Origin of the sequence: Sulfitobacter sp. M22 (assembly GCF_021736025.1) — a bacterium.
Lineage (GTDB): Bacteria > Pseudomonadota > Alphaproteobacteria > Rhodobacterales > Rhodobacteraceae > Sulfitobacter > Sulfitobacter litoralis.
Window position 1 is genome coordinate 2,561,661 of the sequence record NZ_WMEC01000001.1, and the last position, 15,550, is coordinate 2,577,210.

At 58.0% G+C, this 15,550-nt stretch carries 13 protein-coding genes; 9 read left to right on the forward strand and 4 right to left on the reverse strand.

All coding sequences use genetic code 11. The features are described 5' to 3' along the window. The first annotated feature begins 10 nt into the window (after positions 1-10). From GLP52_RS12595 to GLP52_RS12605, 3 genes are all read left to right on the forward strand, one after another. Positions 11-2,140, forward strand: a complete 2,130-nt coding sequence (locus GLP52_RS12595; protein ID WP_237272573.1) for a polysaccharide biosynthesis tyrosine autokinase — start codon at positions 11-13, stop codon at positions 2,138-2,140. 113 nt (positions 2,141-2,253) lie between these two features. After that, positions 2,254-3,282 carry a hypothetical protein gene (locus GLP52_RS12600; RefSeq protein WP_237272574.1) on the forward strand — a complete coding sequence of 343 codons (1,029 nt, stop codon included), beginning with the start codon at positions 2,254-2,256 and terminating at the stop codon, positions 3,280-3,282. An 18-nt stretch (positions 3,283-3,300) separates the two neighbouring features. Continuing rightward, positions 3,301-4,863 (forward strand): substrate-binding domain-containing protein, encoded by a 1,563-nt coding sequence (locus GLP52_RS12605; protein ID WP_093732117.1) that lies wholly within the window; start codon positions 3,301-3,303, stop codon positions 4,861-4,863. A gap of 43 nt (positions 4,864-4,906) precedes the next feature. On the opposite strand, the gene radC is transcribed toward GLP52_RS12605, so the two are convergent. The 3 genes from radC to dnaK all read right to left on the reverse strand — a co-directional run bounded on the left by radC (position 4,907) and on the right by dnaK (position 8,917). Then, a complete protein-coding gene (gene radC, locus GLP52_RS12610; protein ID WP_093732116.1) occupies positions 4,907-5,668 on the reverse strand; it encodes a RadC family protein in 762 nt (253 codons plus the stop codon). 106 nt (positions 5,669-5,774) lie between these two features. Continuing rightward, the gene (gene dnaJ / locus GLP52_RS12615) at positions 5,775-6,932 is read right to left on the reverse strand and encodes a molecular chaperone DnaJ (RefSeq protein ID WP_093732113.1); all 1,158 of its coding nucleotides are present in this window, start codon (positions 6,930-6,932) and stop codon (positions 5,775-5,777) included. A gap of 77 nt (positions 6,933-7,009) precedes the next feature. After that, complete coding sequence (gene dnaK / locus GLP52_RS12620; protein WP_093732112.1) at positions 7,010-8,917, reverse strand: molecular chaperone DnaK; 1,908 nt, start codon at positions 8,915-8,917, stop codon at positions 7,010-7,012. A 208-nt stretch (positions 8,918-9,125) separates the two neighbouring features. On the opposite strand from dnaK, the gene GLP52_RS12625 reads away from it, so the two are divergent. Beyond that, positions 9,126-9,728, forward strand: a complete 603-nt coding sequence (locus GLP52_RS12625; protein ID WP_093732111.1) for an alpha-ketoglutarate-dependent dioxygenase AlkB family protein — start codon at positions 9,126-9,128, stop codon at positions 9,726-9,728. 2 nt (positions 9,729-9,730) lie between these two features. Here GLP52_RS12625 and GLP52_RS12630 read toward each other — a convergent pair whose 3' ends face one another. Beyond that, the gene (locus tag GLP52_RS12630; RefSeq protein ID WP_093732110.1) at positions 9,731-10,555 is read right to left on the reverse strand and encodes an ABC transporter permease; all 825 of its coding nucleotides are present in this window, start codon (positions 10,553-10,555) and stop codon (positions 9,731-9,733) included. Between the two features lie 113 nt (positions 10,556-10,668). Between GLP52_RS12630 and cysQ the strand changes: the two genes are divergently transcribed. The 5 genes from cysQ (at position 10,669) to GLP52_RS12655 (ending at position 15,494) form a co-directional block, all read left to right on the forward strand. Continuing rightward, a complete protein-coding gene (cysQ, locus tag GLP52_RS12635; RefSeq protein WP_093732109.1) occupies positions 10,669-11,466 on the forward strand; it encodes a 3'(2'),5'-bisphosphate nucleotidase CysQ in 798 nt (265 codons plus the stop codon). Continuing rightward, the gene (locus GLP52_RS12640; protein ID WP_237272575.1) at positions 11,466-12,266 is read left to right on the forward strand and encodes a 3-deoxy-manno-octulosonate cytidylyltransferase; all 801 of its coding nucleotides are present in this window, start codon (positions 11,466-11,468) and stop codon (positions 12,264-12,266) included. The genes cysQ and GLP52_RS12640 overlap by 1 nt, the downstream gene beginning before the upstream one ends. 283 nt (positions 12,267-12,549) lie before the next feature. Next, positions 12,550-13,449 carry a UTP--glucose-1-phosphate uridylyltransferase GalU gene (galU, locus tag GLP52_RS12645; RefSeq protein WP_138924725.1) on the forward strand — a complete coding sequence of 300 codons (900 nt, stop codon included), beginning with the start codon at positions 12,550-12,552 and terminating at the stop codon, positions 13,447-13,449. 24 nt (positions 13,450-13,473) lie between these two features. Further along, the gene (galE, locus tag GLP52_RS12650) at positions 13,474-14,457 is read left to right on the forward strand and encodes a UDP-glucose 4-epimerase GalE (RefSeq protein WP_237272576.1); all 984 of its coding nucleotides are present in this window, start codon (positions 13,474-13,476) and stop codon (positions 14,455-14,457) included. Further along, on the forward strand, positions 14,454-15,494 hold the full coding sequence (locus GLP52_RS12655) for a glycosyltransferase family 2 protein (protein ID WP_237272577.1): 1,041 nt from the start codon (positions 14,454-14,456) through the stop codon (positions 15,492-15,494). Before galE ends, GLP52_RS12655 begins: the two co-directional genes overlap by 4 nt. Positions 15,495-15,550 lie beyond the last annotated feature (56 nt).

Below are 15,550 nucleotides of genomic sequence, written 5' to 3' on the forward strand. Positions count from 1 at the left end.
CGACATGCATATGATGAACCAAAGCCAATCGAACTTTTCCGCGCCTAGGGACGAAGATGACGATACCATCGACCTTGGCGCGCTGATTGGTACATTATGGCGGGGCAAATTGATCATCGCTGCGGTCACGCTGATTTTTATGCTTTTGGCCGGGTATTACGCCTACGGCGTCGCGGTCCCGACCTACCGGTCAACGGCGGTGGTGGTGTTGGACACCAAGGAAGACAGCATCGTCGACCTGCAAGCCGTCGTGGGCGGGTTTTCCGGCGATTCAACTGAGGTTAACACCGAGGTCGAAGTCTTGCGCTCGCGCGGGCTGGCCGGAAAGGTTGTCGACCGTCTGAACCTGATCGATGATCCGGAGTTTAACGGTAAACTACGCGAGCCGTCGATGATCGGCGGTATGATCTCGGGCTTGCGCGGGGTTTTGACATCACGCACCCCTACAGAAGAGCTGGACCCCGAACTTCAAAAAACTAAAATTCGCGACTCCGTCGTGCAGGCTTTGCTGAACAAGGTTTCGGTTTCCAACATTCGCCAAAGCCTGGTTTTCAACGTTACTGCCGAAACAGAATCAGCAGTAAAATCAGCCCTGATTGCAAACACAATTGTCGAGCTGTACATCCTGAACCAGATCGAAGTGAAATTCGAGGCGACAGAGAAAGCCACAGAATGGCTGAGCAACCGGGTATCCGAGCTTCAGATCGAACTTGAGAACGCGGAGAAAAAGGTCTCTGACTTTACAGCGCGCACGCAGCTTGTCTCCATCGAAGGGCTGCAAGCGCTGGAGCGTCAAATCAAGGAATTGCGCGACCGTATTGACGGTGCCGCACTCTCACGCCAAGCGCTGGAAACACGGCTCGCCAATCTGGAAGCCGCGCAGACACCCGCAGAAAAGCGTGATGCCGCACAAGACGCCGCGCTGACGCGTATTTTTAGTAACGGTCTTTCGTCAGACACCAACCAGACGGCATTCGATCTACGGTTCGAGACAGTGGTGAACCGGGTCCGGTCTGATCTTGCGCGCAGCAGCCAGCAGCTTGAAGCGCTGCGTACCTCGGAAAGCGAGCTTGCCGCACAATTGGCGTCGCAGGGTCAGGACCTGATCGCGCTACAACAGTTGACCCGCGAGTCCGAAGCAACCCGGCTGCTCTATGAATATTTCCTGACCCGCCTGAAAGAAACCTCCGCCCAAGAGGGGATCCAAAAGGCCGACAGCCGCATGCTGTCGAATTCAGTGGTCCCTGATGCGCCAAGCGCGCCCAAGAAATCGCAGATCATTGCGTTGGCAATGATCCTGGGCGCGATGGTTGGTTCTGGCTTGGTGCTGCTTCGCGAATTCAGAACCCGCACCTTCCGCACCGCGACTGAGCTGGAGCATCACACCGGCTACACTGTAATCGGGCAGATCCCTTTGATCCCTGCGCGTGACCGGAAAAACACGCTCAAGTATCTTGAGGATAAACCCACATCTGCCGCCGCAGAAGCGATCCGCAACCTGCGTACATCATTGATGCTATCGAACCTCGATAAGAAGCCTCAGGTTATCGTCTCCACGTCATCGATCCCCGGTGAAGGTAAGACCACAGTTTCGCTGTCGCTTGCTAAATTCCTGTCAGGACTCGGAAAATCAGTCCTGCTGGTCGAAGGCGATATCCGCCGTCGTACTCTGAACGAGTATTTCCCCGACATGCCGCGTAACGGCATCGCGTCGGTGCTCAACGGCGATGTGAAATTTGCAGATGCGATCCATCGGCCGGACGGTTTCGGCGCGGATGTTCTGGGTGGGGAAAAGACCAATGTGAATGCGGCGGATATTTTCTCCTCTGACCGGTTCAAAGCCTTTATCTCCGAGATGCGCGACCAGTATGATTTCATTATCATCGATACGCCGCCCGTTCTGGTTGTTCCTGACGCACGTATCATTTCCCAAAACGCCGACGCGATCCTGTTTTCGGTTAAATGGGATAGCACGAACAAGGGACTTGTCGAAGAAGCTATGCGGTTCTTCCACAATTCGAACCAGCGGATCACTGGGCTGGTGCTAAGCCAGATCGATGAAAAGGGCATGAAGCGCTACGGCTACGGTGGCGAATACGGTGCCTATGGCAGCTACGGCAAGGGCTATTACGATAGTTAATCAGGGCTTGGGCGTGCCTCAAAACCGCCCAAATCTTTCCCCTCAAGGGTCATAACAGGGCCGCTGTGATGCGCGATATTCATTGGGAAGTTATTCCCAGTGAGGACCATCAGATGGCACGTATGAATAAGATCGCGACAGCTGCTGGCACGCTCGCCTGCGCCTTGGGCATCGGCTACGTGATGCAAAATACCGACGCTGCGACAGCCCGCTATGGGTCTGAGGCGGCGGTGAAAGAACAAGAGCTACGTCGCCTCAGCAGCGAGAACGCTGTACTTGAGGTTGAAGACATCGTGTTGACCTCGGCCGAGTTTAGCGCTGCGCCGCTGGAGCCGACGCTAGCGCTGCCTGATTCGGCCCCCGTCATGTTGGCCGCGGCGAGCGCGGATGAACCCATTGCGCGCCCAGTTTCCGCCCCAATTTCGGCGGAAGCGCCCCAGTCTCCGACCGCTGAGACACAAACCTGCGATATCAGTGCCAATGCGCGCCCTGTGGCGGGTGCTATGGTGAACCTGACGCTGGCTGCCCCGTGCATGCCCAATGAACGGATTACCGTACACCACAATGGGATGATCTTTACGCAAACGTCTTCGGAAAAGGGCACCCTCGACATCACTGTTCCCGCTCTTTCGCAAGACGCGACTTTCGTCATTGCGTTTGGCAATGGCGACGGGGCGATTGCAGAGGCCAAGATCGACGATCTGGCAGAGTTCGACCGGGTGGTTCTGCAATGGAAAGGTGACACTGGTTTTCAGATGCACGCACGTGAATTCGGGGCTGACTATGACAGTGCCGGCCATGTCTGGGCAGGCACGCCGCGCAGCGTAGCATCTGCCATCACCGGAGAGGGCGGATTCATGACGTTGAACGGCGACCTCAGCGCGGCTGAGCCCCTGATCGCGGAGGTCTATACTTTCCCCGTGCTAACCGAAGGTCAGGACGCACGCGTGGCACTGACGGTCGAAGCCGAGGTGATCAAGGCGAATTGTGGTCAGGAAATCGAAGCGCAGTCCATCGAACTTCTTGGGGATGCAAAGATCAAAACCCAGGACTTGAGCGTTGCAGTGCCGGATTGTGATGCCGTAGGCAGCTTTCTTGTGTTGAATAATCTGCTCCAAGACATGAAGGTTGCGGGACACTAACGCAACGCTTGGGGCCTTATGATCACGATTATACGTGCGGCGGTTTTCGCCGCACTTTTCTTATGTTCGGCGGCGCAAACGATATGGGCGCAGGACATCGCGCTTTCGTCCCGCGACGGCAAGATCGAATTGAGCGGCACACTGCTGGGCTTTGATGGCGAATTTTATCGCGTCGAAACCGAATACGGCGAGCTGACGATCGACAGCACCGGCGTGCAATGCGAGGGGCCCGGTTGCCCCAATCTGGATCATTTCATCGCAGAACTGCAGCTTTCGGGGTCTGCCACAATGGGCGAGATACTGATGCCGGCCCTGATCGACGGGTTCGCGCAGCGCAATGGCTATCAAGCCACCCGCGAGGACGAAGAGGGCAACCGTTTCACCTATCGTCTGGTCGACGAGAAAAGCGGCCAGACCGTTGCTCTGTTTATGTTTCGGGCCAGCAACAGCGACGAAGGCTTTGCCGATCTGTTGGCGGATGAAGCAGACATTGTGATGTCCCTGCGTGAGATGCGTACCGAGGAACGGGTCCGTGCCCGTGAAGCGGGAATGGGCGACATGACGGGCCTGAACCGCAGCCGCGTGCTGTCATTGGATGCGGCAGTCCCTGTGGTGTCGGCGTCGAATCCGGTAAAGCAGATATCGCCGCTGATGCTGGCGCGGGCGTTCGCCGGCAAGGTGACGAACTGGCAAGCACTTGGCGGGCCGGACGCGCCGATTGACCTGCATTTGCCCGACGACAGCAGCGGGTTAGCACAGGCGATCAGTGATCAGGTCATGCGCCCCGCAACGCTTACGTTTACGGACACGATCACGCGACACGCCCGACCCGCCGATCTGGCCGAAGCCGTCGCTAAAGACAGTTTTGCGCTTGGCATCACGAGCTATGCCGAACAGCGCGATACTGAGGTGTTGACGCTGTCGGGCAGCTGCGGCTTTGCGCTGGACGCATCGCGCCGGACCATTAAGACCGAAGACTACCCGCTGACCGCGCCGATGTTTCTGTATTTCCCGGCCCGACGTTTGCCGCAGGTGGCCCGCGAATTTCTGGCATTCACCCGCAGCCCTGCTGCCCAAATCGTGATCCGGCGTGCAGGATTTGTCGATCAAGCACCCGAGGAAATCCCGATAGAGGAACAGGGCAACCGCTTTACCAACGCGATCGCGGTCGCCGGGCCCGAGATCACGCTTGATGAATTGCAGCGGATGAACGCGACGCTGAAACCCATGGCGCGGTTGTCGACCTCTTTTAGGTTCGAGGCCGGGTCGGTGCGGCTGGATGCACAGTCGCGATCAAACGTGCAGCAGCTCGCGCGGGCGCTAGAGGTCGGTCAATACGATGCCCGCCGTCTGTTGTTTGCGGGTTTCAGCGACGGGCAGGGTGCGTCTTTTGCCAACCGTGACATCGCGCTGCGCCGTGCCGAGGCGGTGCGCCAAGCTGTCATCGCCGCCGCGGTCACCGCCAATCTTGAACGGGTCACGCTGGATCTTGATGCCTTTGGCGAAGCGATGCCGATGGCCTGCGATGATACGGCGTGGGGTCGGCAGGCCAACCGCCGTGTAGAGGTCTGGGTTCGCTAGCATCGGCCCTGTACCGGCGCTGGCGCACAGGGCTGCTTTGCAATCACAAATATCCGGCGCTGCGAAAGCTTAGCTCGCGGGATTTGCCGATAATTAGATGGTCGTGCAACGTTAGCCCCAATGTGCTGCAGGCCGCAAAAATCTGCTGTGTCATGTCGATGTCGGCCTGTGATGGCGTCGGGTCGCCCGACGGGTGGTTGTGCACCAGAATAAGCGCGCTTGCATTCAGCTCTAGCGCGCGTTTTGCAACCTCGCGGGGGTAGACAGGCACGTGATCTACGGTGCCTTTGCCTTGTTCCTCGTCGCCGATCACGACGTTCTTGCGATCAAGGTAGATCACGCGGAACTGTTCGGTTTCTCGGTGCGCCATGGTGGTGTGGCAATAATCCAGCAGCGCGTCCCAGCTCGACAACACATGTTGGCGCAGGAGCCTCGAACGCGCCATGCGGTGGGCCGCTGCCTCTATTATCTTGAGTTCGACGATGACCGCGTCGCCCACACCCGAAACGTCCCGTAGCCGTGGCTCTGAGGCGGTGATCACACGGTTGAAGTCGCCGAAACGGTCCATCAGCGTTCGGGCCAGCGGTTTCACGTCACGGCGGGGGATGGCGCGGAACAGGACCAGTTCAAGCAGCTCGTAGTCGGGGATGGCCGCAGCACCGCCCTGCATAAAGCGCGCGCGCAGCCGTTGCCGGTGATCCGCGATGTAAGACGGTTGTTTGCCCGAGGGTGCAGGCACCGCCACAGCCTCATCCCCCAGAAAGGGTAGGCGCGGGTCAGAGAAATGAGCGTTGTTGCGTCCCATAGGCCCAGAATGTGGCCAAAGAAGTTTTCATCACGTTAATGCGGGCAGAGGGGGAACAAAAAAGGGCGGAGCCTGCGCCCCGCCCGATGTCTTCAATGTCGGCCAATCAGCCCTTCATCGAATCCCAGAAGGATTTCACCGACGAAAAGAAGCTGCTGCTTTCAGGGTTGTTGTTAGAGGATTCTTTTTCGAATTCCTGCAACAATTCCTTTTGGCGGCTGGTCAGGTTCACCGGCGTCTCGACCGCCAGTTCGATGATCATATCGCCCGTGCCACCCCCACGCAGCGGGGGCATACCCTTGCCACGCAGACGCATCTGGCGACCAGACTGGCTGCCCGCCGGAATTTGCACGCGCCCACGGCCACCGTCGATCGTCGGCACTTCGATGCTGCCGCCAAGGGCGGCTGTGCTCATCGACACGGGAACGCGGCAGAACAGGTTTGGCCCATCGCGTTCAAACAGCTTGTGTTCCTGCACCTCGATAAAGATGTACAAATCACCCGTTGGACCGCCTCGCATACCCGCTTCGCCTTCGCCGGCCAGACGGATGCGCGTGCCGGTTTCAACGCCCGCAGGGATGTTCACAGACAGTGCGCGGTCTTTTTCAACGCGGCCAGCGCCACGGCAGGATTTACACGGGTTCTTGACGATCTGGCCCATGCCCGAACAGGTGGGGCAGGTGCGTTCGACGGTGAAGAAACCTTGCTGCGCGCGGACTTTACCCATGCCAGAGCAAGTGGGACAGGTTGTCGGCTCTGCGCCGCCCTCTGACCCGGAGCCGCTACAGGAATCACAGGCCACCGAGGTGGGCACATTGATCGACTTTTGCATGCCCCGGTACGCATCTTCGAGTGTGATCCCAAGGTTGTAGCGCAGATCGGCACCGCGTGCGGCACGCCGTCCGCCACCACCCCGTTGGCCGCCCATAAAGTCGCCAAATAGGTCGTCAAACACATCAGAAAACGCCGAGGAAAAGTCGCCCTGACCGCCACCACCACCGAACCCGCCGGGTCGTTGGCCGCCACCGCCCATGCCCCCTTCGAAAGCTGCGTGACCATAGCGGTCATAGGCGGCTTTCTTTTCGGGGTCTTTCAGGACTTCGTAAGCTTCGTTCGCTTCTTTGAACTGGGCTTCGGCGTTGGGGTTGTCGGCATTGCGGTCGGGGTGCAATTCCTTGGCTTTGGTGCGGTAGCCTTTTTTGATCTCGTCGGCAGAGGCACCTTTAGCAACGCCGAGCGTCTCGTAGTAATCACGTTTGGCCATGAATTAACTCCTACGCTGGAACGTGATGGGCCGGCCCGGCAAGCGGACCGGCCCCATCAGTGGTTCCGTGGGCGTGCTTACGCGCGCTTGTTATCGTCCAGATCTTCGAAGTCGGCATCGACGATATCGTCGTCACCACCGGAGGCGTCAGCAGCCGGAGCAACGTCTTCGTTTTCGTCCTGAGCCGCCTTATAGATGGCTTCGCCCAGTTTCATCGCTGCCTCGGTGACGTTCTGGATGCCGTTGTTGATCTTATCAACATTGTCGGTCGCCAGTTCATCGTTCAGCGCAGCAATAGCCAATTCGATCGCTTCGACGGTGGTCGGGTCAACCTTGTCACCGTGCTCTTCCAGCGACTTTTCGGTCGAGTGGATCAGCGATTCAGCCTGGTTCTTCGCTTCGATCAATGCGCGGCGCTCTTTGTCAGCGTCGGCATTTTCCTCGGCGTCTTTCACCATTTTGTCGATGTCCGCATCGGACAGACCACCAGAAGCCTGGATCGTAATCTTCTGCTCTTTGCCCGTGCCTTTATCCAGCGCGCCAACGGCAACAATACCGTTTGCATCGATGTCAAAGGTCACTTCGATCTGGGGCATACCGCGCGGTGCGGGAGGAATGCTTTCCAGATTGAACGCGCCAAGGATCTTATTGTCCGCAGCCATTTCACGTTCCCCTTGGAAGACGCGGATGGTCACGGCGCTTTGGTTGTCCTCAGCGGTCGAGAAGACCTGCGACTTTTTGGTCGGGATCGTGGTGTTGCGGTCGATCAGACGGGTGAACACGCCACCCAGCGTTTCGATGCCCAAGGACAATGGTGTAACGTCCAGCAGAACAACATCTTTCACGTCGCCTTGCAGAACACCCGCCTGAATGGCGGCACCCAAGGCAACAACCTCGTCAGGGTTCACACCCTTGTGCGGCTCTTTGCCAAAGAACTTGGACACTTCTTCGATCACGCGTGGCATACGGGTCATACCGCCGACCAGAACGACTTCGTCGATTTCGGATGCGGATACACCGGCATCTTTCAACGCAGCAGCACAGGGTTTCATCGACGCTTTGATCAGGTCACCCACCAGCTGCTCCAGCTTGGAGCGGGTCAGCTTCATCACCATGTGCAACGGCGAGCCGTCTTTGCCCATCGAGATGAATGGCTGGTTGATCTCTGTCTGGCTTGCGCTCGACAGTTCGATCTTGGCCTTCTCGGCCGCTTCTTTCAGACGCTGAAGCGCCATCTTGTCTTGGGTCAGATCAACGCCGTTGGTCTTTTTGAACTCATCCGCAAGGTAGTTCACGATGCGCATGTCAAAATCTTCACCACCCAGGAATGTATCACCGTTGGTGGATTTGACTTCGAAAAGACCATCGTCAATTTCGAGAATGGTCACGTCGAATGTACCGCCGCCAAGGTCATAGACCGCGATGGTTTGCGTTTCTTTCTTGTCCAGACCATAGGCCAGCGCGGCCGCTGTCGGTTCGTTGATGATCCGCAGCACTTCCAGACCGGCAATCTTGCCCGCGTCTTTTGTAGCCTGACGCTGAGCGTCGTTAAAGTAAGCAGGAACAGTGATAACTGCCTGGGTAACTTCTTCGCCCAGGTAGGATTCAGCCGTTTCCTTCATTTTGCCAAGGATGAACGCAGAGATTTGCGAAGGGGAGTATTTCTCGCCCTTGGCTTTTACCCAAGCGTCGCCGTTCCCGCCGTCGATCACGGTGAAGGGCAGGTTCTTTTTGTCCTTGGCCAGATCTGCGTCGTCATTGCGACGGCCGATCAGGCGCTTAACGCCGAAAATTGTGTTGTCCGGGTTGGTAACCGCTTGCCGTTTGGCAGGCTGGCCAACCAGACGTTCGTCGTCTGTAAAGGCGACAATGGATGGCGTGGTGCGTGCACCTTCCGCGTTTTCAACAACGCGAGGCTGGCTGCCGTCCATGATGGCGATACAGCTGTTTGTCGTTCCTAGGTCGATACCAATAACTTTGGCCATGTTTGATCCCTCATTTACTCAAGGCGATGACACGAAGCGCAGGCCCGTTGTGGCACCCTTGCCCCGATCTTTTTCACCAAAGGCCGGATGCCTTCAGCGGTTCTCGGCGTATATAAGGAGCAGATATGGACCCTGCAACCGTTGCATGAGAAAGGAAACGCGGATTCTGCGTGGATTTTTCGCCAAAGCAGGCAAGAAGGGCGTTTAGATGACGATATTGCGGTTACGCGGCTTCGAAATTCATAAATCCCACCTTACGCTGTCAGCACAACGCACGTTGCTGGATACTGTGCGCGGGGTGGTAAAGCAGGCACCGTTCTTTCGGCCCGTCATGCCGGGGGGGCAGCAGATGTCGGTGCGTATGACGTCTGCGGGCGATTATGGTTGGCTGTCAGACGCGCAGGGCTATCGCTATGCCGAGGTCCATCCAAATGGCTCGCCCTGGCCGGCGATCCCCTCGGATGTCCTTACGATCTGGAATGACCTGACCGGATTAGAGCGTCAGCCGGATTCTTGCCTGATCAACTACTATGCGTCGGACGCGAAAATGGGGCTGCATCAGGACCGGAACGAGACCGATTTTCGCTGGCCGGTCGTGTCAATCTCGCTCGGGGACGAAGGATTGCTGCGCGTTGGCGGGCAAAAACGCGGCGGCAAGACGGATAGCCTTTGGCTGCAATCAGGGGATGTCGTTGTCATGGGGGGCGAGGCGCGCCTGAACTATCACGGGATCGACCGCATCCGTGCGGGGTCATCGACATTGCTGCCCAAGGGCGGAAGGATCAACATCACGCTCAGGGTTGCGACCTGAGATCAGCGTCGCGCGCTCCAGCTGGCAGAGGCATGTTTGCGCGTATAGAATTCGCCCATCAGCCCGATCACCATCAGCACCACCCCGACCCAAACGGCATATTCCCAGTTACTATAGCGCGGGTTGTAGTTGATAAATGCATACCCGCGGGCCTGATCAATGGCGTGGAACAGGGGGTTCCAGTCAAACATGGCCAGCATGAAGGACGGCAGCGAATTGGCCAGAAACATCTTGCCTGAAGCAATCATATTCGCCCGCTGGTAGATCGTCGTAAAGATCTGCGTAAAAGAGGGTGCCCACGGTTTGATGGCCAGCAACACCATGCCGACAGCAACCCCGGTGAACCACGCGATCAGCATCATGAAAAACACGCCAGCGGTGTCGTAAATCACGATCGGGTTGAACGCCAAATGGTAGATCGACATGATCAGGATCAGCGACAGCATCTGGATGTAAAGCGACCCAAGTGCGGCAGCTGCCAGGGAAATCATCGTGGTCATCGGCGCATGTTTCATCATGGCGCTGGCGGGCCCTTCGGAACCGGCCACGGCTGATACCGTCTTGGTGTGCATCATGAACAGGAAAATACCCGTCATGATATAGATCACGAAATCACCCCGAATGGCAGATCCGCGCATACCGAGGACCGAAAACATCACATAGAACACGCCCACGAAAATGACCGTTTGCATAATGTTGATGGCGATGGCTGCAAACGCATTGTTGTGCTGCTTGCGCACAGAGCGGACGATCGAATGGTAGACGAGTTCGAAAAAGTTGACTGCCGAGCCTATATTGCCCCTGTTGGTGCGCCGTGGTTGAAACATTGTTGTAGCCTCTTTGTGACGTACCCTCGCACGGAATTCTTGCTGTTCCGTCAAGGCGCAATCATAAGGGGTTTGCGCAAAGTAATCAACGAAACTGAAAAGGTCGCGACATTATGGATTATGAACAGCTGGTAACGGTGATGCGCCGTTTGTCGATCGAAGCAGGCGACAAGATCATGGAGATTTACGGCTCGGATGATTTCGAGGTCAAAACCAAATCTGACGAAAGCCCCGTGACCATCGCTGACGAAGCCGCGGACCAGATCATCTCGGACGGGCTGCGCGCCGCTTTCCCTGATGTGATGCTTGTAACCGAAGAGCAATCCGCCACCCATTCGGCGTCGGGCGATACTTTTCTTATTGTGGATCCGCTGGACGGCACCAAGGAATTCATCAACCGCCGTGGCGATTTTACCGTGAATATCGCATTGGTCGAAGGCGGCGTGCCGACGCGCGGTGTCGTCTATGCACCGGCCCGATCGCGGATGTTCTTTACGCTGGCCGACGGCAGCTCCGTCGAGGAAACCGGTGATTTCCCCAAGGATAGCATAGGACCGGTGCAGCCGATATCAGTCTCTAAACCAGATAATACGGCTCTGATGGTGGTGGCGTCAAAGTCACACCGCGATCAGGCGACCGATGATTACATCGCCAAATACAATGTGCGCGATATGAAAAGCGCGGGCTCGTCGCTGAAATTCTGCTTGATCGCGACCGGCGAAGCGGACCTTTACCCGCGCGTTGGCCGGACGATGGAATGGGACACGGCTGCGGGCCATGCCGTTCTGACCGGTGCTGGGGGCGCGGTTGTGCGTTTTGACGATCTGACCCCGCTCACCTACGGCAAAGCCGATTTTGCCAACCCTTTCTTTATCGCCCATGCGCCGGGCGTTGATTTGAAAGCCTCCTGATGTCTGTCCTAATTGTTATTCCTGCGCGGTATGCCTCTACGCGCTATCCCGCTAAACCGCTGGCGATGCTGACGGGGGCGGGCGGCGATACGCGCAGCCTGATCGAGCGCAGCTGGCGTGCAGCCAGCGAGGTCCAGGGCGTCGACAAGGTGGTCGTGGCCACCGATGACGACCGCATCAAGGACGCCGCCGAAGCCTTCGGGGCCGAGGTCGTGATGACGTCAGTCGATTGCGCCAACGGCACAGAACGTTGCGCCGAAGCCCATACGGTTCTGGGCGGCGGGTACGACATCGTCGTGAACCTGCAAGGCGACGCACCGCTCACGCCGCATTGGTTTGTCGAAAGCCTTGTGCAGGGTCTGCGAAACGACCCTAACGCAGGGATTGCGACACCTGTGTTGCGCTGCGATGGTGCCGCGTTGAACGGGCTGCTGGCTGATCGCAAGGCCGGTCGCGTGGGGGGCACCACTGCCGTGTTCGCGGCTGATCATGCGGCGATGTACTTCTCTAAGGAAGTCGTGCCGTTCACATCGAAAACCTATGACGATGCGGACGCGACACCGGTCTTTCACCACGTAGGCGTCTATGCCTATCGCCCCGATGCGTTGGCGTCCTACTCGTCGTGGAACGTGGGCCCGCTTGAACAGCTCGAAGGGCTTGAACAGCTGCGGTTCATGGAAAACGGCCATAAGGTGCTTTGTGTAGAGGTCGAGGCCAAGGGCCGCCAGTTCTGGGAACTGAACAACCCCGAAGATGTGCCCAAGATCGAAGCAATGATGGCCGAGATGGGGCAGGACTGACCGCGCTGCCCAATCGCTCTCGCCGAGATTGCGTTTGGGCGGGCAATCTGCAACGAATAGGCCCGCAGCCTGCAGAGGTTTTCATTTATTTTCAGAAAACGGCGGATAAGGCGCAAAATTGCGCAGGCTGTGACGCAAGGGGGGTTTTGTGCCGCAAAATCAGCAAGAAGCCGCCACAATTCGGGCGCTGGTCTTATTTAGGACTGGCAGCATGATGGTTTGCAATTCACTGAGCACTAACTTCAGTTATCCGCACGTATATTTATAAGGGCAGCGATTTCACATGGCTAAGAAAGTAACAAAAGCGATTTTTCCGGTGGCTGGTTTGGGAACGCGGTTTTTGCCCGCGACGAAATCTGTTCCCAAAGAGATCATGACCCTGGTCGATCGCCCGCTGGTGCAATACGCCATCGACGAAGCTCGCGCGGCCGGAATCAAGGAATTCATCTTTGTCACATCCCGCGGCAAGGGTGCGCTGGAAGACTACTTTGACCACTCTCCCGTGCTGGAACAGGAACTGCGCTCCAAGGGCAAAACGGAGCTGTTGGAGATCCTTAAGGACACCAATATGGATAGTGGTGCCATCGCCTATATCCGCCAGCACAAAGCACTTGGTCTGGGCCACGCGGTATGGTGCGCCCGTCGTCTGATCGGCAACGAACCCTTTGCGGTGATGCTGCCCGACGACGTGATCGCAGCTGACAAGCCCTGCCTGCAACAGATGATCGAAGCCTACAATGAAACCGGCGGCAACATGGTTGCGGCGATGGAGGTGAACCCTGAAAAGTCCTCTTCTTACGGTATGTTGGACATTGATGACGGTCAATCCGATGGGGCGTTGGTCAAGGTCAAAGGCATGGTCGAAAAGCCTAAAGCCGAAGACGCACCGTCGAACCTTGCCGTGATCGGTCGTTATATCCTGTCGCCAAACGTGCTGAAGAACCTGAACCAGCTGAAGTCCGGCTCGGGCGGGGAAATCCAGCTGACAGATGCCATCGCGGCAGAACTGACCCAAGGCAATGATGTCTATGGCTACCGTTTCAAGGGCCAGCGTTTCGACTGCGGCTCCAAATCCGGTTTCCTGCAGGCGACGGTCTCCTTCGGGCTGGCCCGCGAGGAACTGCGCGATGATTTGCGCGCCTATCTGCAAGACATCATGCAGGGCGAAACTGCGGCGCAATAAGCGCTGGACACAAAGGACGGGCGTATGGCGAATATCTTGGTCACCGGCGGCGCGGGGTACATCGGTTCGCATGCGTGCAAGGCGCTGGCCGCTGCAGGCCATACGCCTGTCACTTTTGACAATCTGGTCACCGGCTGGCGTGACGCGGTAAAATTCGGCCCGTTCGTGCAGGGTGATCTGCTGAACCGGGCCGAGATTGATGCCGTGTTTGAACGGTACCAACCGGTCGCCGTCATGCATTTCGCCGCGCTTAGCCAAGTGGGCGATAGCATGAAACAACCCGGCACCTATTGGCGCAATAACGTCGAAGGGTCGCTGAACCTGATCGAGGCGACGGTCGCGGCGGGCTGCAAACAGTTTGTCTTTTCATCCACCTGCGCGACCTATGGCGATCAGGATAATGTCGTGTTGGACGAAAACAGCGCGCAACATCCGATTAATGCCTACGGGGCCTCCAAGCGCGCAATCGAAGATATCCTGCGCGATTTCGAGGCCGCCTATGGGTTGCAAAGCGTGATCTTTCGCTATTTCAACGTGGCCGGTGCCGACCCCGAGGGCGAAGTGGGCGAACTCCACCGCCCCGAGACGCATTTGATCCCGCTGATGCTGGATGCCATCGACGGCAAACGGGATGCGCTGACGATCTTTGGCACCGATTACGATACGCCGGATGGCACCTGCATCCGCGACTATGTGCATGTCTGCGATCTGGTCGACGCCCATATGTTGGGGCTGAACTGGCTGCTTGAGGATAAGGGCAGCCGCGTGTTCAATTTGGGCACCGGCACGGGGTTTTCCGTGCGCGAGGTTGTTGAACAAAGCCGTGAGGTGACCAGCCGTGCCGTGCCGATGACCGAAGGCGACCGGCGACCGGGTGATTGCACCAAGTTGGTCTCGGGCTCGGTCCGCGCTGAGACGGAGCTGGGCTGGCGGCCCAAACGATCGACCCTGCCGCAGATGATTGCAGACGCATGGAGATGGCACCAAACCGGCGACTATAGCGCATGACGGATAGCGCCGCTGGTCCTGCGTCCCGATGGGCCCGCCTGTGGGGCGCCTACCGGATGCGGTTGAAACGGCGGCGGCTACTGTGGCGTGGGTTGCGGTCGCGGCATCAGCTCGGGGCCTCGTCGGGGCAAGGGGCAATCCCGCCTGACGGGGTGCTCGCCTTTGTCGTGCTGCGTAACGAGGCCGCGCGGCTTCCGTATTTTCTGCAGCACTACCGCGACCTTGGCGTTGCCCATTTTCTAATTGTCGACAACGGCAGCGATGATGGCAGCGCCGACCTGCTGGCGGCGCAGCCCGATGTGACCCTGTGGCAAACCTCGGCCAGCTATCGCGGGTCGCGGTTCGGCTTGGATTGGCTCAACTGGCTGCTGTGGCGGCATGGGCACGGGCGCTGGTGCCTGACCGTCGATGCCGACGAACTGCTGGTCTATGACCAGATGGAGAAGGGGAAACTGCCCGCGCTCGCAGGGCAGCTTGAGAGGGTAGGCCGCGTCGGATTCGGCACGCTGATGCTGGATATGTTCCCAAAAGGGCCCTTGGGCGCACAGGCCTATGTGCCGGGAGATGATCCGTCGCGCATATTGAACTGGTTTGACGCCGGACCATACCGCGCTGTACGTCAGTGGCCGCTGAACAACCTGTGGGTGCAGGGCGGGGCGCGTGAACGCATGTTCTTTGCTGATAAGCCTTCGCAATCGCCAACGCTGAACAAGATACCGCTGGTGCGCTGGAACCGGCGCTATGTCTACGTCAATTCAACCCACTCTTTGCTGCCACCGGCGTTGAACGACCTCTATGATGGGCCGGGAGCGGAGACCCCGTCAGGGGTGCTGCTACACAGTAAGTTCCTGCCAGAGATCGTTGCAAAATCCCTTCAGGAAAAGGCGCGTGGGCAGCATTTTCACACACCTGAGCAGTTTGACGGCTACTATGACCAGATCGCCGATGCCCCCGATCTGTGGCGCGCTGGCGCGCAGCGCTATACCGGACCGGCGGATCTAGAAGCCTGCTGCTTGATGCGCAGCCCTTGGGGTTGATGGCCGTACCGGCTGCTATTCCACCAGCGCAGCGTGTAACTGTTTCAAATTACGTT

What these genes read in the sequence shown, in the direction of transcription:
- dnaK (WP_093732112.1), bottom strand. Translation starts at nt 8,917, where the DNA reads ATGGCCAAAGTTATTGGTATCGACCTAGGAACGACAAACAGCTGTATC.
- GLP52_RS12600 (WP_237272574.1), top strand. Translation starts at nt 2,254, where the DNA reads ATGGCACGTATGAATAAGATCGCGACAGCTGCTGGCACGCTCGCCTGC.
- GLP52_RS12655 (WP_237272577.1), top strand. Translation starts at nt 14,454, where the DNA reads ATGACGGATAGCGCCGCTGGTCCTGCGTCCCGATGGGCCCGCCTGTGG.
- galU (WP_138924725.1), top strand. Translation starts at nt 12,550, where the DNA reads ATGGCTAAGAAAGTAACAAAAGCGATTTTTCCGGTGGCTGGTTTGGGA.
- radC (WP_093732116.1), bottom strand. Translation starts at nt 5,668, where the DNA reads ATGGGACGCAACAACGCTCATTTCTCTGACCCGCGCCTACCCTTTCTG.
- GLP52_RS12625 (WP_093732111.1), top strand. Translation starts at nt 9,126, where the DNA reads ATGACGATATTGCGGTTACGCGGCTTCGAAATTCATAAATCCCACCTT.
- GLP52_RS12640 (WP_237272575.1), top strand. Translation starts at nt 11,466, where the DNA reads ATGTCTGTCCTAATTGTTATTCCTGCGCGGTATGCCTCTACGCGCTAT.
- GLP52_RS12595 (WP_237272573.1), top strand. Translation starts at nt 11, where the DNA reads ATGATGAACCAAAGCCAATCGAACTTTTCCGCGCCTAGGGACGAAGAT.
- galE (WP_237272576.1), top strand. Translation starts at nt 13,474, where the DNA reads ATGGCGAATATCTTGGTCACCGGCGGCGCGGGGTACATCGGTTCGCAT.
- dnaJ (WP_093732113.1), bottom strand. Translation starts at nt 6,932, where the DNA reads ATGGCCAAACGTGATTACTACGAGACGCTCGGCGTTGCTAAAGGTGCC.
- cysQ (WP_093732109.1), top strand. Translation starts at nt 10,669, where the DNA reads ATGGATTATGAACAGCTGGTAACGGTGATGCGCCGTTTGTCGATCGAA.
- GLP52_RS12630 (WP_093732110.1), bottom strand. Translation starts at nt 10,555, where the DNA reads ATGTTTCAACCACGGCGCACCAACAGGGGCAATATAGGCTCGGCAGTC.
- GLP52_RS12605 (WP_093732117.1), top strand. Translation starts at nt 3,301, where the DNA reads ATGATCACGATTATACGTGCGGCGGTTTTCGCCGCACTTTTCTTATGT.